The following is a 20,156-nucleotide window of genomic DNA, read 5'->3' on the forward strand; positions in this document are numbered from 1 at the left end:
TCTCCGTAAGGATGATAAGAAATAAAAAGAGGTTATCATGACGACAACCTCTTCACTGATCTGTTATTTTATCTCTATTTTTTCACAAAACGCAACACGTCTGATGCAGGGTTAGGAGTTAGTAACCGTGCCTGTTGTTGTTCCCTTAATTACAACAGTGGCACCAATCAGCATTTGCTTTGTATTTTTATCCACAACAACACCACTGACCATGTACCGGCCAAATGCAATGACTGAAAAAAATAAAAAATAAGAGTGAAGTAAAAACTTTTCTCATAAAACACATTATCAAAAACTCTTTAGGCCATCCAAAGCAGATCTGCTCAGTAAAATGATAAGCTTAAGTTTTGAAGGACTAAGATGAGTTAAAACTTATAAAAGATACTAATATGAATTGTATCAATTGTCCGATGATATTAACAAAGCACGCAGAATAAAAAAATCAATGTGCAGACGGGATTATTTATGCCTGATTTTCAGATCATAAACATTCCCGAAAATATTTGTAGTCGTTTCATTTTGTTTTAAAAGTGAAAGCGCAGTACTGTCTAATGCGTTCACCATATCTTCCGAATCAAAATTCAGGCTTTTCTCTCGCATGAAAATTGTTCCCGTATGCCCGAGAATTTGCTTAAGATTTCTGAGGTCCGGTTCCACATCCGGATCATTGTGATAAAGATGCATGATAATAATATCGAAAGTCCGGCTATCCTTAACCATGTCAGTCAGACTTTGCCGGGTCACTTCTATGCGGTTCTTCAGAACATATTTTTTAGCTACGGCTTTTGAAACTTCCTCTGATAAACCACTCACTGTAATCTTACCTGATAAGCATTTTTTATGCAGATATCTGACCAGCTTCTCAGCCTCATAACCCAGGACCAGTATCTTTTCATAACCGCAAACTGAAATGTCAGAAATATAATTCCTGTAATAGCCACCATTGGAGAGCAGAAGGCTTTTTTTACCGGATGCAGGATCTTTTTTACTCATGATATATCGTTTTAAGTTTGTGCCATAAAAAAGAGAAGCTACAGAACTGTAACTTCTCACTTTGGGAAGGTATTATGTTGATATTGAGGAAAGACATAACCTTTTGATCACAAAACTACTGTCTGCGTGTTACGCCTGTATTGCATCCCAATTAAAGCTGAGTGAAACTGATGTGAAAATAAGGACAAAAAAAAGCATTCCTGTAAAGGAATGCTTCGATAAGCTGTATACGTTTTTTAACGGCTTCTGGCTATCATAATGTAATAAAGCAAAGTTACCAGTGAACCTAACGCCGCAACCACATATGTTCTTCCTGCCCATTTCAGAGCATCCTTAGCCATAACATTATTTTGCGAGCTTGTAATTCCCGATTGGCCGAGCCATGCAATTGCCCTCCTACTGGCATCCATTTCAACCGGCAGAGTGATAAATGAAAACAATGTGGTCAGAGCAAACAGAATAATACCGACGATAAAAATCTGCGGGAAGGTATTAATCAGTATGATACCTGCCAGAATAACCCATTGAACCCAGTTTGAAGCCAGGCTGACAAAGGGAACAAGAGCTGAACGCATATTCAGCCATGCATATGACCTTGCATGCTGAACCGCGTGACCACATTCATGGGCAGCAACCGCAGCAGATGCTACACTACTTCCGTAATATACATCGTGACTTAAATTCACTGTTTTGTTGGCTGGATTATAATGATCTGACAGTTGTCCGTTAACCGAAGTGATCCTGACATCATAGATACCATGATCGTGTAACATTTTTTCTGCAATATCCCTGCCTGTCATCCCGTTTATTCCAACTTTGGAATATTTTTTAAATTTCTGCTTAAGCGTACTCTGAACGATTAAGCCGGGAATCATAATAATAATGATCAATAAAATATACGACATCATAACGTTTAAATTTTATATCAGAGCTTCTTCAAAACAGGTGCCAATTCATGCACTTTGCCTTTTTGGCATAACTTATTTAATATTTTTTCATGATTATCATAATTTTACTCAACGCCGGTCATAGACGGATTTACAGGAAGCAATGCGATCAACACTAAAATACTGAATAAAAATTATGTCATTTTAGTATTAAATTTTACTTTTGCAGCACCACAACCTAATTAATTGAATCCGTTCTGTTTTCAAAAAGAAATCTCATCTATTAATTCTAAAGATATTTGTCATGAGTTTTAAAAAAACATTTTTAAAATCAAAACCGGTATGCAAAGTGGCATTCCGATTATCTAAATCCGAAGTAGAACATGCCGGAGACGTTAAAATCCTGGGATCGTTCAATAATTGGGATACAAGTGCTGAACCGATGAAACAGCTTAAAAACGGAGATTATACAGCTACATTGGAGCTTCCTGTAGATCAGGATATTGAATTCCGTTATCTCGTCGATAACGCCTCATGGTTTAATGATCCTGAAGCAGATGGACTTATTGCCAATACATTTGGTGAGTCTAACAGCTTAATCAGTACAAAGGCATAAACAACAACTGAAGATTTTCGTATAAGTCGGTTTCACTGTCATAAATTATGTGAAGCATTTTCTATCTTAGCGAAAATTTTCAGCCATGTTTCAGTCCCACTTCGGTGAAATTGCCTCAGTGCTGACTGCCATATTCTGGACAGTTACAGCTATGGCATTTGAGGCAGCAGGTAAACGGGTCGGAGCACTCTCTCTGAACCTGATCAGGCTTTTTATGGGCTTTATTTACCTGAGTATTTTCAGTTATATCAGTCGTGGGTTTCTGCTACCGGTAGATGCAACATCGTATCAGTGGCTGTGGCTTCTATTGTCCGGAATCATTGGATTTGTCCTGGGTGATTTATTTCTATTTCAGGCCTTTATCATGATCGGTGCCCGGATATCCATGCTGATCATGTCGCTTGTGCCACTGATTACTGCAGTCATCGCCTGGATTACGCTGGGCGAAGTATTAACGGTGAAAGATTTTCTCGCCATGGGTCTCACCATTTCCGGGATTATCATTGTCATGCTTGTCCGTAAACGGGCAAACCGGAAACAAACAGATGCGGCATTAAAAAAGGAACAGTTCTCAAAAACCATGCTGGGACTGTTGTTTGCTTTCGGAGGTGCTCTTGGTCAGGCGTTCGGCCTTGTACTCAGCAAAAAAGGCATGGGCGATTACAATGCCTTTGCGGCCACGCAGATCAGAATCATTGCCGGAATGGCAGGCTTTGTTGTGGTCATCACCGTGATGCGACGCTGGAAAAATGTCAAAGCCGGCCTGATGAACTTACCTGCCGTAAAACGGATGGCACTGGGCTCATTTACCGGTCCGTTTCTGGGCGTAGGTTTTTCTTTACTTGCAGTTCAGAAAACCAATGCAGGAATTGCAGCTACCATCATGGCTATTGTACCTGTCCTGATTATTCCTCCGGCCATCCTTATTAATAAAGAAAAGGTCCATGTAGCCGAAATTCTGGGGGCGTTGATATCTGTTGGCGGTGTTGCTTTGTTCTTTTTGTAAAAACTATTTGTCCCCTATTCTGTTGTTTTTGTAATGATCCTTTAGCGGAACCATGCAAATTACTACACTTACAATATTAAAATTTAAAGGGAAGAATATTTTTTGGATGCTACCCCAAATGCAGTTGTCCAAATCCGGATTCAGTCAGATCAAAGGACTTCAGTTTTTCAAACTGCTGGGTAGCGGCAGTAAGGGCGGATTATCCATTATTCCCGATCTTACAACATTTGCCATTTTATGCGTTTGGGAAAATGAAGACTACGCGGATAACTTCTTCAACCATGCTGCGCTGTTTGAGCAGTTCAGGTCACATTCTGCATATAACTGGACCGTGTTTATGCATGCTTCTAATGCCAGAGGAGAATGGTCGGATAAAACACCATTTACAGATTTCAGTGAAACAAAAGGCGGTTTAATAGGGGTCATCACCAGGGCAACCATAAAATGGAACCATGTTCCCCGTTTCTGGATGAATGTTCCGAGGGTAAGACATATGCTAAATAAAAGTCCGGGATTGATCTTCTCCATAGGTATTGGAGAATACCCGTTATTTATGCAGGTGACGTTCAGTCTGTGGGAAGACCGGTCGCACATGGCACGGTTTGCTTACCGGTCTGATCCCCATTTGAATGTGGTGCACAAAACCCGGCAGCACAAATGGTTCAGGGAGGAGTTATTTGCAAACTTTACACCGGTAAAAACTCTGGGAACATGGAAAGGGTATGACCCGCTGGAGAAGTATTTACATTGATGATATTTCGGAAAGTTAACCTGCTCTTTAAAGGAAGCTTAACAGAAAAAGGACTTTTATTTTTTAAAAGGGCTAAATTCTGTTGAATTGATTACTTTTGCAAAAAATTTAACATGAGTATTGTTGCTATTGTAGGGAGGCCAAATGTTGGCAAATCAACACTGTTTAACCGCTTGACAGAGTCCAAAAGGGCTATTGTTGATGAGACTGCAGGAGTTACCCGCGACCGCCATTACGGAAAATCGTTATGGAACGGAAAGGAGTTTTCTGTGGTTGACACCGGTGGTTATGTGGTGAATTCTGATGATGTGTTTGAGGAACAGATCCGTAAACAGGTACTTATTGCAATAGCTGAAGCCGATCTTATCATTATGCTGGTTGATGTAACAACGGGCATAACTGATATGGATTCTGCTGTTGCAGAGATCCTGAGAAAAACGGAGAAAAAAGTGATTCTTGTTGTCAACAAAGTTGATAACAATATGCAGATAAACGATGCATATGAATTTTACAACCTTGGACTGGGTGACTATTTCATGATATCGTCTATGAATGGTTCGGGTACAGGTGAACTGCTTGATCATGTCGCAGCAAACCTGGAAGAGGATACAGCAGAAACTGACGAAGAATTGCCTAAGATTGCTGTGGTTGGCAGACCCAATGTGGGTAAATCATCCATTATCAATGCTTTTATCGGAGAAGAACGCAACATTGTAACAGATGTTGCAGGTACAACACGTGATTCCATTAACACCCGTTTTAATAAATTCGGACACGATTTTATTCTTATTGATACAGCAGGCCTTAGAAAAAAAGGCAAGGTAAGTGAAGACCTTGAATTCTATTCCGTGCTCCGGGCTATCCGCTCCATAGAATATTCTGATGTGTGCGTTCTGATGATTGATGCCACCCGTGGCGTTGAAGCACAGGACATGAACATCTACAATATTATTAACCGCAACCGCAAAGGCGTTGTGGTTTGTGTGAATAAATGGGACCTTATTGAAAAGGATACGCATACGGCCAAAGAATTTGAACGCGATATAAGAGAACGTTTTGCCCCGTTTACAGATTTCCCCATCCTGTTTACCTCTGTGCCTGACAAGCAGCGCATACTTAAGGTTCTTGAAATGTCGATGAAAGTGTATGAGAATAAAACCCGCAAAGTACCCACCTCAAAACTGAACGAGGTAATGCAGGAAGCCATAGAAAACTATCATCCACCGGCCGTAAAAGGAAAATTTATAAAAATAAAATTTGTGACGCAGTTACCCTCAACAACGCCATCTTTTGCGTTTTTCTGTAATCTGCCTCAGTATGTGAAAGAGCCTTACCGACGGTACCTTGAAAATCAAATCAGAAAAAACTGGGATTTTTCGGGTGTTCCGATTCGTGTTTTCATGCGCAAAAAGTAACTTTGTAAAACAAACAACTACCCGCTGGGAACAAAAATTATTAGGCATGTCTGAATTCATTCCGACAGATTCTTTTTTCTATACGTATATCCTTATACCACTGCTGATTTTTCTTGCCCGCATCAGTGACCAGAGTATTGGAACACTTCGTATTATCTTCGTATCAAAGGGTTTTAAGGTTATCGGCCCACTGCTCGGCTTTTTCGAGGTGATCATCTGGCTGCTCGCCATGGGACAAATCATGCAACACCTGAACAATGTGTGGTGTTACCTGGCATATGGCGGAGGATTTGCGACAGGGAATTACATCGGTATGAGACTCGAAGAACGCCTTTCACTCGGAACGGTTCTTGTTCGCATTATACCCAAAAAAGATACCACAAAACTTATCGAGAACCTTCGTAATGAAAAGTTCGGCGTCACTTATCTTGATGCCAAAGGAGGAAAAGGGCCTGTAAACATTATCCTTACCATTGTTAAAAGAAAGCAACTCCCCAAAGTTGCCAGTATTATCAATGAACATAACCCTAATGCATTCTACACTGTGGAAGAGCTGAAAACGGTTAATGAAGGCGTTATGCCTTTGGAAACGAATAACACGATATTTAAAAGGTTAACCCAAAGCCGGAAAAACAAGTAAGAGGCACATTGAAATATTGGATGTGAACCCGAAAATTAAACTTCATTAACCTTTGTTCTGGCACTTAATCTAATCTGCAGTATCATTGAGACTTACCTGACTCAAACTGAAAGAAACGGCCCATTTCGAGTTAACAAAACACGCATATCTATGCAACATTTTTAGCACCTGAGTTAACAAAGCAACACTCATCATTAACATTAATTCACGTTTGAAACTACGCTATAATCTACATTTGGAGGATGATTAAAGCTGAGTTATTACTTAATTAATTAATTCTATGATGAACCAAAAATCCCAAAAACGTATTATGGCAAATGGTATGCCCGGGAGGCATCACCGGTTTGCTTTAATTCTTCTACTGATGTTGTCAGGACTGACAGCATTTGGCCAGAGTATCCGGACCATATCAGGTACCGTGACTTCTGCTGCCGACAAAGCGCCTGTACCAGGCGTAAATGTAATTATTAAAGGTACTACTATGGGGGCCATAACCAATGCGGATGGTGTATATACCATTAAAGCAAAAAATGGTGATGTCCTTTCATTTTCCTTTATTGGTTTCGAAACAAAAGACGTAACTGTTTCAGGACAGGATCAGATTGATGTGGTTTTACAGGAAAACATGTCAGAATTTGATGAACTTGTCGTGGTAGGTTATGGTGTTCAACAGAAAAAACTGGTTACCGGTGCCACCGTCCAGATTGATGGCGATGCCATTGAAAAGACCAGCACAACAGGGTTTCTCCAGGCCATGCAGGGTCAGACTGCCGGCGTAAATATTACGTCTACTTCGGGTCAGCCCGGAGAAGGGCTTAAAGTAAATATTCGCGGTGTGGGAACCATTGGAAATGCCGGCCCGCTGTATGTTGTTGATGGTGTTCAGTCCGGGGACATTTCGTACCTGAACAATGCTGATATCGAAAGTGTGGATATCCTGAAAGATGCGGCATCTGCTGCGATCTACGGATCACAGGCTGCAAACGGCGTAATTCTTATCACAACAAAACAAGGTAAAAAGGGTAAAACCAGTATGACTTTCGACAGCTATTACGGGGTGCAGAATGTAGCCCGTCAGGTGGACCTGTTAAATGAAAGGGAATATGCTGTAATTATGAATGAGGCAGCCATTAATAACGGGAAACTTCCCTATTTTACCATGGATGAAATAAATGGCATGGGAAGCGGAACAAACTGGATTGATGAAATGCTTTATAAAAATGCAGTTACCCAAAACTATGCATTGGGTCTGAATGGTGGCAGCGATGCATCAACCTACTCCATGTCGCTTTCATACACAGGTCAGGAAGGTGTGGTTGGTGGTCCTTCGGTATCCGATTATAACCGTTATGTTTTCCGCATTAACACTGAACATAACTTACTGAACGATTATATTACCATTGGTCAGCACATGACCTTCAGCTATACAGATAAAAAAGGCATATCCGTTGGTAATCAATACAATAACACCTTCCGCGGAGCATTTAACACCAGTCCGATCTTACCCATGTACGATGATAACGGTAACTTTCTTGATAACACCCCCGGAGCCGGTGTAATGTATAATGGTGAAGAATGGGAGCCCTGGGTTGAAGGTGAAAATAACCCATATGCCGCCATGGTGTACAATAACCAGGAACTGAACAGAGATCAAAAACTTTTTGGAGATGTATACATGGATATTAAACCGTTTAAGGGTTTTTCATTCCGTACCAGACTGGGCGTTGATTACTATGCAGGTAAATCCCGCTCTTTTAATCCGGTATACCAGTTGTCCATTTACAGTTTTCGCCTGCACGATCAGGCAGGACAGGGTATGAACAACGGTCTGGCGCTGACATGGGACAACTATGCAACCTATAAGTTTAACGCCGGATCTCATGACATGAGTGTTATGGCCGGTATGTCGTCCTATCAAAACCGTGCCACATGGATGAATCTTTCCAATGCTGATTTGAATACATCCGACTTTGAACATGCGTACATAAACGCAACAACCAATACCGACTTAACCTTGCTCTCCTATGGTGGCGGACCAAACGCTGAGGACCTTCGTTTGTCTTATTTCGGACGTTTCAGCTGGAACTATCTTGATAAATATATGCTGAATGCAACATTCCGTGCTGACGGATCATCCAAATTTGCAGAAGGCAACCGATGGGGCTATTTCCCGTCTGTTTCTGCCGGATGGGTATTGAGTAATGAATCCTTTGCTGAAAACCTGAATAACTGGCTTGATTTCTTTAAACTAAGAGCCAGCTGGGGGCAGGTCGGTAATCAGAATATCGGTGCATGGCAGTATGTTGCCCCGATAAGCATAGGAAGTGCAAACTACTACTTTGAATCCACGAACTTCGATGCATCGGGAAACACAGTTGGTGCGTATCCGAGCAGACTTGCGAACCCTGATGTGAGGTGGGAAACTTCAGAGCAAACAAATATAGGTTTTGATGCCCGCTTCATCAACGCTAAACTGGGTGTTAATTTCGACTGGTACGATAAAACAACACTTGACTGGTTGATTGAGAAACCAGGATTTGCAACAGATGGTGCCAATCCGCCTTATTTCAATGGTGGTGATGTTACAAATACCGGTGTGGAAGTTGCTGTGTCGTGGAACGATAATGCAGGAAAATTCAACTACTGGATCAATGCCAATATTGCAAAAAATAAGAATATTGTCAATAATGTACCTACAGAAGACGGTATAATCCACGGCCTTACCAATCAACTATTTGATAATGCAGGTGAGTTTTACCGCAGAGCCGAAAGCGGTTATCCAATCGGATATTTTTGGGGACTTGAGACGGACGGAGTGTTCCAGACAGAAGCTGAGGTTGCATCTTACCGGAATTCTGAAGGGAAAGTGATACAGCCAAATGCCAAACCGGGAGATCTGAAATTTGTGGATGTTGATGATAACGGTGTTATCAACGACGATGACAAGGGAATGGTTGGTGACCCGAATCCGGATATCATCTATGGCTTTAACATTGGTTGCGCGTATAAGGGACTCGATTTCTCTGTCCTTGCAAGTGGTGTTGCCGGCAATCAGCTGGTTCAGGCCTACAGAAATCAGGTTAACGGCTACTCCAATTACACTTCGGCTATTTTAGAACGATGGCATGGTGAAGGAACATCAAATACTGTTCCCCGTGTAACGGAGACCAACGTGAATTACATCAACTTCTCTGACATAATGGTTCAGGATGGCGATTACCTGCGCATCAGTAATATTACACTCGGATATGACTTTACCAAAACACTGATTAAACCTACTGTATTTAAACAGTTGAGGCTGTACGCTACCGTTCAGAATGCATTCACCTTTACAACATACGATGGCATGGATCCTGAAGTTGGTTATGGTGTGGAAAACGGTTCATCGGGAATTGATCTTGGATATTATCCGCGTCCGAGAACAATTTTACTGGGTGTTAATCTGAAATTTTAAAAACCGGAAAAAATGAAAAACATAAAATTATATATCATCGCTTTAGGAGCACTCATATTAAGCAGCTGCTCCGACAGTTTTCTGGATAGTGAACCGATAATTGATATCACGACAGAAAACTTTTATAAAACCAAAAAGGATGCTGAACTTGCGGTCGTCGGCTGCTACGATGGAATACAGATTCTCTATTCCTCGGGTCAGGCCCTGCCTGTTATCTCTGAAGTAATGGCCGATCAGTGTTTTGGCGGAACAGGTAACAACGACAGTTATGGGTATCAACTGCTGGATGAATTCGACCTTAGCCGTTCTCCTGCTGATATAGACATGCTGAATGAAAACTGGAAAGCTTACTACAAGGCTATTTACCGTTGCAATGTTCTGCTGCAAAAAATGAATCAGATCAATTGGGAAGGTGACACTGCCTATATGAATAACATCGAAGCCCAGGCCAGATTTTTAAGAGCCTATGCTTACTTTGATATGGTTCGCATGTGGGAAAAGGTTCCTTTGCTGACTGAACCACAGAATGGCAACATTCCTCAGTCCCCGGCTGATGATACATATAAACAAATTGCAAAAGACCTGCTGTTTGCTGCAGAATATGGCAGTGAAACCGTGGAACCGGGACGTGTAAACAGATGGGCCGCAAAGGCTTATCTTGCAAGGGTTTTCCTGTACTATACCGGGTATTATAACAAAACAGATCTGGCAGGTACGGTTTCAAAAGCCGAAGCCTTACAGGGACTGGAGGATGTAATTGGTAGTGAGGCATACGGCCTGGTAGAAGAATATAAGAACCTCTGGCCTGCGGCATCAACGGAAGTCAATGAAGATCAGACGGGTACAGTAACCACATATGCCGGGAAGGACAATAAGGAAACGGTATTTGCCATTAAATATAATATTACATCTGACTATAATGGTAATGTGGATGGAAATCACTGGATGGTGATGTTCGGTTTAAGAGTGCAGAATTTTACACCGCCCTACGGAAAAGGCTGGGGCGCATGTACCGTTTTACCCGAATTCTACAACGCATTCGAAGATGGAGATGCCCGTAAGGTGGCTTCCATTATTGCCATTAATGAAGAAGGTGTTGAATTCGATAATGGTGATCAACGGGAATATACCGGATATACATCTAAAAAATACTCACCGCTGTCAACATATGTTTTAGTAAATGATGAATGGGTACTGCGTGATGTAGCCGAAGCAAACAGCGCTGATAATTTTATGATTGGCCAGTTTCAGGATTACGTTGTCATGCGATATGCTGATGTGTTATTAATGGCTGCAGAGCTTGGCAGTGCCAACGCACAGACTTATTTCGATGAAGTAAGGAGCAGGGCTGGCCTCGACAGCAAAGAAGTCTCAAAAGCAAACATAATGGAAGAACGGAAATTTGAGTTTGCTTTTGAAGGGATTCGTTACTGGGATCTTCTGAGACAGGGCGTTGATGTACTCGCCAACGCGGTTGCTGAAAACACAACAGTGTTAAACGGAGGTGTAGAATCCGGTAAGGTTATCCTTAAAAGCAATGTTACGCCTAAAAAAGGCTTGCTGATGATTCCGCAACAACAGATCACACGCTCCGGTGGTGTATTAATACAAAATGACGGATGGAAGTAATTCCAAAAAAATAACAGATATGAAAAAGAATATATTTCCAATAATACTAGCAGTTTTGGTACTGGGACTAGGACTTATCGCCTGTCAACCAGAAGAATACAGCCTGGGAGAAGCGATTTCCAAAGATCAACTGGATTTTTCTATTACCCAGAATGCTGATGATCCCAATATGATAATTCTCGAAAGTATGACTCCCGGTGTTACACCCCTGTGGATTACACCAATGGGGCGATCCACTAAAGTTAAAGACACCGTTAAACTGGCCTTTGCAGGCGATTATAGTTTTGTCTACGGTGTATTAAGCGCCGGTGGTTTTGTTCAGGCTGATACATTTAAGCTGACCTTAAACACAAGCAATTTAAGCTATGTAAATGACCCGTTATGGATTTATCTCACCGGTGGGGTTGACTCCAGTAAAACATGGGTAGCAGATAATGGTAAATACGGTCTGGCTCCCGGAGCCATGTCGTATGCTGATCCTAATACGACAGTTGAATTTGACGATTATACTCCTAACTGGGAGCCTGCCGGAAACGCATTGGGAAGCAGTGATGAGGATATGGGATGGGGAAGCACCATGACCTTCAGCTTACAGGGCGGAGCCATCATGACCACCAACAAAATCAATGAAGGCGGTATTCAGGAAACCGGAACATTTTTTCTAAATGTAAAGGCGCATACTTTATCTACTACCGATGCAACCATATTAAGACCGGATAACTTTATTGTCAATGCTGAAAACTGGACCAAAGACCTGAAGGTTCTTACGCTGAACGAGAATCAATTGCGGATTGCAGTGATGCGTACCAACGATGAAGGCCCATGGTGGTATATCTGGAATTATGTAGCGAAAGATTATGCCGATAACTACGTATTTGCTGAACCCGAACCGGAATTACCTGACGGTTGGCAGGATGATGTGACCACCGTTGTCAGCCGCAAGATCAAATGGGTATTATCTCCGGAGACACCTTTCAACTGGGCGAATCTCGACGGTTCGCTGATGAATACAGGTTGGGTATCACCCGATACGTATGCAGACTGGACCGGTTTTAATGCGACCATTCCGGAGACCTATGCCAACTTCTCCCTGACATTGAATGCCGATGACAATACTGCCGTATTTGTGGCACCCGACGGTACTGTTGAAGAAGGGACATATACGCTGGATGATAAAGGAGTTTACACATTTGACGGACTAAAACCTTCATTTAATATCTGTTCCTGGGTCAACTTATCGACCACCGCTGAAAACCAGTGGCGTATTTTAAGTATTGAGAAAGACCCGACAGGAGCCATAAGTGGCATGTGGGTTGGTTCACGTGATCCGGCAAAACCGGAATATATGACCTTCCATCTGTTGCCTCAGCTGGGCGGCGGCGAAGCTGATCCGCTGGCACCGTGGAAAAGTGCGCTGGTTGGTAAAACCTTTGTTCCCGATGTGAACTGGTTCGTTGACTGGGTTACCAGTCCTCCGAATTTTACCGGTGGATGGACAAGTGCCAGTACCTTCGGTGATGATTTCACCAGTAACGGATGGATATGGACCGAAGATACCCGCAATATAGCCGAAAGTGCCAGTCTCACCTTCTTTATGGACGGTGAAAATATAATGTGCACTAAATCGCAGGCAGGAGCTGATGATACAACCTCTGTGGTCACCATTGATCCCAAAGCAGCCACATTGGTTTTCGGTATGCAACTGATCAATTACGATGGTTCTCCGGCAAGCTGGTTGCCCAGAGGAGGCGATGGTGTTACATGGCACTTTGTAGGACATGGAGGAAGCAACCTTGGAAATATTGCAACAGAAGGAATGTGGCTGGGTTTTGAAAATGCCAAACCGGGTGAAAATGATAAACCGGATGGTGAAACCACCATACTCCACTACATTATAAAACCAGAATGAGAATAGAACTCCGGGTGAAAAAACACCCGGAGTTTAAATCATTTGATTAATTTTGTTTCATTCAAGGGATTAACCCTGCATTTACATACTTTTCTAAATGAAAAATATTCTATTTTTTCCACTCTTCTGGATAGTTGTGGCGGGTTTGTGGAGTTGCGAAAAACAGCCCGGGGAGAAGGTTTTTGAAGAACCTGATGTCACGTTATCGGCCGATCCTTTAACCCTTTCGTTTAAGGCAGAAGGTGGCACCAAAACCATAGCGGTTTCTTCAAATACAACCTGGACGGTAAGTTATGATGCAGATTCCTGGTTTTATACATCGCTGCACACCGTAAAGGGAGATGCAAATCTCACACTTTATGTTGAGCAGAATACTCTAACAGAAGAACGATCAGGCAGTTTAACCATATCAACCGATGGTGCTGATGATATTACGGTATCTTTTACTCAGGAAGCTGCAACGGAAGAAGATCCGGAAGAACCGGTACTTATTGCCGACTGGATTGAACCGGATCATACCGGAATGGAAAGTGATGCACTAACACTCGCATCAAAAATCAGAATGGGCTGGAACCTGGGAAATACACTTGAAGCCATCGGCGGAGAAACCGCCTGGGGAAATCCCAGAACCAGCAATGATCTTATTCTGTCGGTAAAAAATGCAGGGTTTAACGGGGTAAGATTACCTTGTGCATGGAATCAGTATTTAGAAAATCAAACCACATACAAAATTAAGGATTCCTGGCTCGCCCGGGTGAAAGAGGTAATTGATTACTGTGTGAACAATGATATGTATGTTGTCCTGAATATCCACTGGGACGGTGGATGGCTTGAAAACAACTGCACGGTGGATAAACAGGTTGAAGTAAATGCCAAGCAGGACTCCATCTGGAAACAAATCGCTAAATATTTCAGGGACTATGACGAGCACCTTTTGTTTTCAGGCGCGAATGAACCAAATGTTGAAAACCAGGAACAGGCTAATGTACTTAAGGTGTATATGCAGACATTTGTAAATGCTGTCAGGGCTACTGGCGGAAGAAATACCTACCGGAATCTGATCATTCCCGGTCCCTCCACTGACATTGATAAAACAAATCAGTTTATGAGCCTTCCGGATGATCCGACACCAAGCAGGATGATGGCTGAGGTTCATTATTATTCCCCCTATCAGTTCTGCCTGATGTCAGAGGATGCAAACTGGGGTAAAATGTATTATTTCTGGGGAGCAGAGTATCATCTCAGTGATGCTGCCGGCCGTTATCCGGACTGGGATTGTGAAGAAGATTATGTAAAATCACAATTTGGGAAAATGAAAACAAAGTTTGTGGATAACGGTATACCTGTTATTCTGGGTGAATATGCAGCCATATGGCGCGACCTTAGCTATAACACGGTCTGGCAGGAAAAACATAACGAATCCCGGGTATATTTTTTAAGATACGTTACTGAACAGGCTAAAAACTACGGATTGGTACCCTTTTACTGGGATCCCGGAACCCCGGCTAACATGAGTTCCGGCGTATTTAACAGGTATACGGATACCGTTGGAGACCAACCGGCTTATGATGGCTTAATGGCCGGAGCTCAAAATGGAACATATCCATACTGAAAGAGGAAATTTAACAAGTCAAAAAAAAGACATAATTCATATTGATGAAGCAAATTATTTTAATCTTACTTCTGGTCACCTGCACATTCGCATGTTCACACACCGGAACGGATTCAAAAAAGGATGGGGTAGTTGTTTATCCGACGCAACCGGTGAATGGAACAAAGGCGTTACGGATATCGTTTCCTGATGAGAATATTGTTAAAGTTGAAGTATCATCTTCGAAAACATTTGACGAGACAAAAAGTCTGATTGAGATACCTGATATCGAATCCGTTGCTTTCTCAACTATGGAAAATGATTCTGTCATCGAACTTACCACTTCAGGAATAAGGGTCAGCATATCCAAACAATCCGGCGAAATCAGTTATTTTAAACCGGATGGTTCTCCTGTTATTCATGAACCTGAAAATGGAGGCAGACTTTTTGAGCCGGTAACGGTAGACGGAGTGGATGCTTTTAGCCTTCAACAACAATTCATTACTCCAAAAGATGAGGCCTTATACGGTCTCGGGCAACATCAGGCAGATGAAATCAATTACAAAGGGAAAAACGAAGAACTGTTCCAGTATAACACCAAGGTATCCGTTCCGTTTATCGTTTCTACCAAAAACTATGGCATACTGTGGGATAATTATTCACTAACCCGGTTTGGTGATTCTAGACCCTATGACAATATCAACAGCTTAACACTTTACAACAAAGAAGGCAAAAAGGGAGGACTTACTGCCACATACATCGATGACAGGAATACTGATCATGTTTTCACCACACGTACAGAATCAACCATTGATTATGAAAATCTGGAAACGATTACTGACTTTCCTGAAAATTTTAAATTCAACAGGGCTGAGATAACCTGGGAAGGTGACATGGAAGCCACTGAGAACGGGATCTACCGCTTTCTCTGTTACTATGCAGGGTACACCAGACTGTGGATTGACGGTGAACTGCAGTTTGACAAATGGAGGACCTCATGGAATCCTTCTGTTGCCAAGTTTAACGTGAACATGAAAAAAGGAGAAAAACACCATATTAAACTGGAATGGATTCCTGATGGTGGTGTATCCTATATCGGACTTAAAGTTCTCTCTCCTGTTGATCCGGAACAACAAAACAACATCTCATTTTACTCTGAGATGGGTAAGAATATCCGTTACTATGTCATGACCGGAGAATCTATCGATGATGTTATCAGTGGTTACCGTAAGATAACCGGGAAAGCACAGGTTATGCCGAAATGGGCCATGGGATTCTGGCAAAGCCGTGAACGGTACAAAACACAGGATGAACTGCTGAATACCTTAAAAACGTTTAGAGAAAAGCATATTCCAATAGATAATATTGTGCAGGACTGGTCATACTGGCCTGTTGACCAATGGGGGAGCCACGATTTTGATCTGAAGCGTTTTCCTGATGCAGCAGGCATGAATAAAGCCGTTCATGACATGCATGCCCGCATCATGATCTCGGTTTGGCCAAAATTTTACATCAACACTGACCATTTTAAAGCTTTTGATGAACAGGGCTGGATGTACAGGCAGGCGGTTAAGGACAGCATTCGCGACTGGATACCACCCGGCTATATCGGTTCATTTTATGACGCCTATAATCCGGATGCAAGACAACTTTTCTGGGATCAGATAAAAACAAAACTTTATTCCAAAGGCTTTGATGCCTGGTGGCTGGATGCCACAGAACCTGATATACAGTCCAATGCAAGTATTGCTTACCGTAAAAAACTGATGAACCCTACTGCCTTGGGACCGTCAACCCAATATTTCAACGCCTATGCACTGATGAATGCCAAAGGTATTTATGAAGGTCAGAGATCACTTGGAAATAATCAACGGGTATTTATTCTCACCCGTTCCGGATTTGCGGGAATTCAGCGTTATGGTGCTGCAACCTGGAGTGGTGACATCGGAACCTGCTGGGAAGATATGAAAGCACAGATACCTGCCGGTATTAATTTTGCCATTGCAGGATTGCCATACTGGACGATGGACATTGGGGGTTTTTCGGTTCAAAAACGATTTGAAAGAGCCAGGGAAGGGAGTGAAGATATGGACGAATGGCGAGAACTGAATACGCGATGGTTCCAGTTTGGGGCTTTTGTACCGCTCTTCAGGGTTCACGGGCAGTTCCCGTATCGTGAAATGTTCAACCTGGCTCCGGAAGACCATCCTGCCTATCAGTCGATGTTGTACTACGATAAAATGCGTTACAGGCTGATGCCTTATATTTACAGTATGACCGGCTGGACCTACCTGAAAGATTATACACTTATGCGAGGCCTGGCCATGGATTTTGCGGAAGACAGCGCTGTTTACAATATCGGGGATCAGTATATGTTTGGTCCTTCACTGTTAGTAGCTCCGGTTTATCAGTACAAGGCAAGATCGAGAACCGTTTACCTGCCCGAATCAAAAGGCTGGTACAACCTGTATAATGGTAAATTTGAAAAGGGTGGACGTCAGATAGAGGCAGTAGCGCCATATGAACGGATGCCGCTTTATGTCAAAGCCGGTTCAATAATTCCGTTCGGACCGGAGATCGAATATACCGGTCAAAAGCCGGCAGATCCCATAACCCTGTATGTATATGCCGGAGATAATGCCACATTTGATTTGTACGAAGATGAAGGAACCAACTATAATTACGAAAATGGTGCATATTCGGTCATCCCGGTTTCTTGGAATGATGATGAAGGTCTGCTCACCATTGGAGCCCGTAAGGGCAGCTTCATTGGTATGCTGAAAGAAAGAACATTTAATGTGGTTATAATTACAGAACAGAATAGTGTTGAGTTATATGCAATGAATCCTGACATTAAAAAAGTGACTTATGCGGGTGAACCTGTAAGTGTAAGATTAAAGTAAATGATGAATGGATTTTTCTCACCCGGTAATAGGTGTATTACCGGGTTTTTAGTCAAAAAATATAGAAGTGAAAACACTTATACTTAATGCTCACAATGATTGATCAGAATTTTTAGAGAACTAATTTGCGAAAACAGTAGATGAAATTAAACGATATAACGATGAACAGAACCTTGTTTTTAATCCTGACGGCTTTCTTTTTTACAGGAATAATGCATGCTCAGAGTAGTACAGCTATGGATAAAGAGATTGAATCGATCCTGTCAAAACTTACCCTGAAAGAGAAGGTGGCTATGTGCCACGCACAATCCAAATTCAGTACACCCGGAGTGGAACGGCTGGGCATTCCTGAAGTCTGGATGTCGGATGGTCCTCATGGTGTAAGGGCAGAGATCAACTGGGACGATTGGGGATATGCAGGATGGACCAACGACTCCATCACTGCATTCCCTGCTTTAACCTGTCTTGCGGCAACTTTTAATCCTGAGCTTTCGGGAGAATACGGATTTGCTGTTGGCGAAGAAGCACGCTACCGCAAAAAGGATGTGCTGCTGGGACCCGGCGTGAATATCTATCGTACACCAATGAATGGCCGCAATTTTGAATACATGGGCGAAGATCCGTTTCTGGCTTCCACCATGGTAGTGCCTTATATTCAGGGCGTTCAGAAAAGTGGTGTTGCTGCCTGTGTGAAACATTATGCACTCAACAATCAGGAAGAGTGGCGCGGACACATCAATGTGAAGGTCAGCGACCGTGCCTTGCATGAAATTTATCTGCCCGCTTTTAAGGCCGCTGTGACCAAAGGTGAGGCCTGGGCACTGATGGGCGCTTACAACAAATATAATGAACAACATTGCTGCCATAATGAAATCCTGTTAAACAAAATACTGAAGAAAGACTGGGGATTTGATGGCGTTGTCGTTTCGGACTGGAGCGGTGCCCATAACACCATGGAGTCCGCATTATACGGCCTTGATATGGAAATGGGAACCATGACCAACGGAATGACGGACAGTGAAGAATATGCCTACGACCATTATTACCTGGCCTCTCCTTTTTATGCATTACTGAAAGAAGGGAAAATCGATGAATCGGTTGTGGATGATAAAGTAAGGCGGATCCTCCGTCTGATGCTTCGCACCAATATGAATGCAAACCGCCCAGCAGGCAATAAGAATACCAAAGCGCACCAGGATGCCGCACGTAAAATTGCGACTGATGGTATAGTCTTGCTGAAAAATAAGGACAACTTCTTTCCACTCAATCCTGAAACAACCATGACCATTGCCGTAATCGGAGAAAATGCCACCAAATCCATGACGATTGGTGGTGGTTCATCCGAACTGAAAGCGCAATATGAAATTTCTCCTCTTCTGGGCATTAAAAACCGCTTTAAAAATGCAACCATCATCCATGCCATGGGTTATGCTTCAGGTCCATCTGCTTATGGCAGGGTAGTACCTTCTAAACTGGATGCGGATTCTCTGTTCAAAGCTGCGGTAAAAGCTGCAGCATCTGCCGATATGGTGCTTTTCATCGGAGGGTTGAACAAGAACCATCACCAGGATTGTGAAGGTGGCGACCGTTTGACCTTTGGTCTGCCATTCGGACAGGAAGAATTGATAACTGAAATTTCAAAAGTGAATCCAAATATCGGCTTGGTACTGGTCAGTGGCAATGCGGTTGCCATGCCATGGCTCAACAAGGTAAAAGCTGTACTGCAAAGCTGGTACCTGGGCAGTGAAGCCGGTAATGCCATTGCAGAAGTGATCAGTGGTGACGTGAATCCGTCAGGGAAACTGCCGTTCACATTCCCCGTTAAACTTGAGGATAATGCGGCCCATCATTTCGGGGAACTCTCCTATCCCGGCAATAACGTTGATGTGGTTTATGAAGAAGGTATACTGGTAGGTTACCGCTGGCATGATACAAAAAAGATAAAACCACAATTTGCCTTTGGATACGGCTTGTCTTATACCGGCTTTGATCTGAATAATATTAAAACGGACAAAAAAACGTATTCTGCGGATGATAAGATCCGGGTAAGCTGTGAAGTCAAAAACTCAGGCTCCAGGGATGGCGCTGAAGTTATTCAGGTTTATATCGGAAAGCCCGGATCTGAAGTGACGCGGGCTTTAAAAGAGCTGAAGGGATTTAAAAAGGTATACGTGAAAGCCGGCAAGTCGGAACAGGTGTTGGTGGAATTAAACGTCAACGACCTGGCATACTACAACGAATCAGCAGCTGACTGGTCACTTGAAAAAGGTAATTACATCGTTTATGTGGGCAATGCATCTGATAATATTGCGCAAAAACTGAAAATAAAAATCGATTAACCAAACGTGAAACTGAAATCCCA

At 42.6% G+C, this 20,156-nt stretch carries 14 protein-coding genes; 11 read left to right on the forward strand and 3 right to left on the reverse strand.

Annotated elements, in window-relative coordinates; genetic code table 11:
- Window positions 1-111: 111 nt before the first annotated feature.
- From ACE1EF_RS06905 to ACE1EF_RS06915, 3 genes are all read right to left on the reverse strand, one after another.
- Entirely contained in the window at window positions 112-213 is a 102-nt protein-coding gene (locus tag ACE1EF_RS06905) for a carboxypeptidase-like regulatory domain-containing protein (protein WP_375719901.1), read from the reverse strand.
- Between the two features lie 246 nt (window positions 214-459).
- Entirely contained in the window at window positions 460-993 is a 534-nt protein-coding gene (locus tag ACE1EF_RS06910) for a hypothetical protein (protein WP_375719902.1), read from the reverse strand.
- Window positions 994-1,229: 236 nt separating this feature from the next.
- On the reverse strand, window positions 1,230-1,901 hold the full coding sequence (locus ACE1EF_RS06915) for a zinc metallopeptidase (RefSeq protein ID WP_375719903.1): 672 nt from the start codon (window positions 1,899-1,901) through the stop codon (window positions 1,230-1,232).
- Window positions 1,902-2,184: 283 nt separating this feature from the next.
- On the opposite strand from ACE1EF_RS06915, the gene ACE1EF_RS06920 reads away from it, so the two are divergent.
- The 11 genes from ACE1EF_RS06920 (at window position 2,185) to ACE1EF_RS06970 (ending at window position 20,133) form a co-directional block, all read left to right on the forward strand.
- Window positions 2,185-2,496, forward strand: coding sequence for an isoamylase early set domain-containing protein (locus tag ACE1EF_RS06920; protein WP_375719904.1), 312 nt, complete (start codon window positions 2,185-2,187; stop codon window positions 2,494-2,496).
- 85 nt (window positions 2,497-2,581) lie between these two features.
- Window positions 2,582-3,502, forward strand: a complete 921-nt coding sequence (locus tag ACE1EF_RS06925) for a DMT family transporter (protein WP_375719905.1) — start codon at window positions 2,582-2,584, stop codon at window positions 3,500-3,502.
- A 106-nt stretch (window positions 3,503-3,608) separates the two neighbouring features.
- Entirely contained in the window at window positions 3,609-4,253 is a 645-nt protein-coding gene (locus ACE1EF_RS06930) for a hypothetical protein (RefSeq protein WP_375719906.1), read from the forward strand.
- Between the two features lie 113 nt (window positions 4,254-4,366).
- The gene (gene der / locus ACE1EF_RS06935) at window positions 4,367-5,668 is read left to right on the forward strand and encodes a ribosome biogenesis GTPase Der (RefSeq protein WP_375719907.1); all 1,302 of its coding nucleotides are present in this window, start codon (window positions 4,367-4,369) and stop codon (window positions 5,666-5,668) included.
- A gap of 46 nt (window positions 5,669-5,714) precedes the next feature.
- Window positions 5,715-6,308: a DUF2179 domain-containing protein gene (locus ACE1EF_RS06940; protein WP_375719908.1), complete on the forward strand. Its 594-nt coding sequence runs from the start codon at window positions 5,715-5,717 to the stop codon at window positions 6,306-6,308.
- Between the two features lie 280 nt (window positions 6,309-6,588).
- Window positions 6,589-9,762, forward strand: a complete 3,174-nt coding sequence (locus ACE1EF_RS06945; RefSeq protein WP_375719909.1) for a SusC/RagA family TonB-linked outer membrane protein — start codon at window positions 6,589-6,591, stop codon at window positions 9,760-9,762.
- A 12-nt stretch (window positions 9,763-9,774) separates the two neighbouring features.
- Window positions 9,775-11,391 carry a RagB/SusD family nutrient uptake outer membrane protein gene (locus ACE1EF_RS06950; RefSeq protein WP_375719910.1) on the forward strand — a complete coding sequence of 539 codons (1,617 nt, stop codon included), beginning with the start codon at window positions 9,775-9,777 and terminating at the stop codon, window positions 11,389-11,391.
- Window positions 11,392-11,410: 19 nt separating this feature from the next.
- Window positions 11,411-13,300, forward strand: a complete 1,890-nt coding sequence (locus ACE1EF_RS06955) for a hypothetical protein (RefSeq protein WP_375719911.1) — start codon at window positions 11,411-11,413, stop codon at window positions 13,298-13,300.
- Between the two features lie 97 nt (window positions 13,301-13,397).
- Window positions 13,398-14,912 carry a cellulase family glycosylhydrolase gene (locus ACE1EF_RS06960; protein ID WP_375719912.1) on the forward strand — a complete coding sequence of 505 codons (1,515 nt, stop codon included), beginning with the start codon at window positions 13,398-13,400 and terminating at the stop codon, window positions 14,910-14,912.
- Between the two features lie 44 nt (window positions 14,913-14,956).
- On the forward strand, window positions 14,957-17,794 hold the full coding sequence (locus tag ACE1EF_RS06965; protein WP_375719913.1) for a glycoside hydrolase family 31 protein: 2,838 nt from the start codon (window positions 14,957-14,959) through the stop codon (window positions 17,792-17,794).
- A 161-nt stretch (window positions 17,795-17,955) separates the two neighbouring features.
- The gene (locus tag ACE1EF_RS06970) at window positions 17,956-20,133 is read left to right on the forward strand and encodes a beta-glucosidase (protein ID WP_375719914.1); all 2,178 of its coding nucleotides are present in this window, start codon (window positions 17,956-17,958) and stop codon (window positions 20,131-20,133) included.
- Window positions 20,134-20,156: the final 23 nt, after the last annotated feature.

This window comes from Quyinboa sediminis, from assembly GCF_042219855.1.
Taxonomy (GTDB): domain Bacteria; phylum Bacteroidota; class Bacteroidia; order Bacteroidales; family UBA5342; genus JBHJHP01.

Coding starts and splice junctions, on each gene's coding strand:
- der (WP_375719907.1), top strand. CDS start 4,367: ATGAGTATTGTTGCTATTGTAGGGAGGCCAAATGTTGGCAAATCAACA.
- ACE1EF_RS06910 (WP_375719902.1), bottom strand. CDS start 993: ATGAGTAAAAAAGATCCTGCATCCGGTAAAAAAAGCCTTCTGCTCTCC.
- ACE1EF_RS06925 (WP_375719905.1), top strand. CDS start 2,582: ATGTTTCAGTCCCACTTCGGTGAAATTGCCTCAGTGCTGACTGCCATA.
- ACE1EF_RS06960 (WP_375719912.1), top strand. CDS start 13,398: ATGAAAAATATTCTATTTTTTCCACTCTTCTGGATAGTTGTGGCGGGT.
- ACE1EF_RS06970 (WP_375719914.1), top strand. CDS start 17,956: ATGAACAGAACCTTGTTTTTAATCCTGACGGCTTTCTTTTTTACAGGA.
- ACE1EF_RS06930 (WP_375719906.1), top strand. CDS start 3,609: ATGCTACCCCAAATGCAGTTGTCCAAATCCGGATTCAGTCAGATCAAA.
- ACE1EF_RS06920 (WP_375719904.1), top strand. CDS start 2,185: ATGAGTTTTAAAAAAACATTTTTAAAATCAAAACCGGTATGCAAAGTG.
- ACE1EF_RS06940 (WP_375719908.1), top strand. CDS start 5,715: ATGTCTGAATTCATTCCGACAGATTCTTTTTTCTATACGTATATCCTT.
- ACE1EF_RS06905 (WP_375719901.1), bottom strand. CDS start 213: ATGGTCAGTGGTGTTGTTGTGGATAAAAATACAAAGCAAATGCTGATT.
- ACE1EF_RS06950 (WP_375719910.1), top strand. CDS start 9,775: ATGAAAAACATAAAATTATATATCATCGCTTTAGGAGCACTCATATTA.
- ACE1EF_RS06955 (WP_375719911.1), top strand. CDS start 11,411: ATGAAAAAGAATATATTTCCAATAATACTAGCAGTTTTGGTACTGGGA.
- ACE1EF_RS06915 (WP_375719903.1), bottom strand. CDS start 1,901: ATGATGTCGTATATTTTATTGATCATTATTATTATGATTCCCGGCTTA.
- ACE1EF_RS06965 (WP_375719913.1), top strand. CDS start 14,957: ATGAAGCAAATTATTTTAATCTTACTTCTGGTCACCTGCACATTCGCA.
- ACE1EF_RS06945 (WP_375719909.1), top strand. CDS start 6,589: ATGATGAACCAAAAATCCCAAAAACGTATTATGGCAAATGGTATGCCC.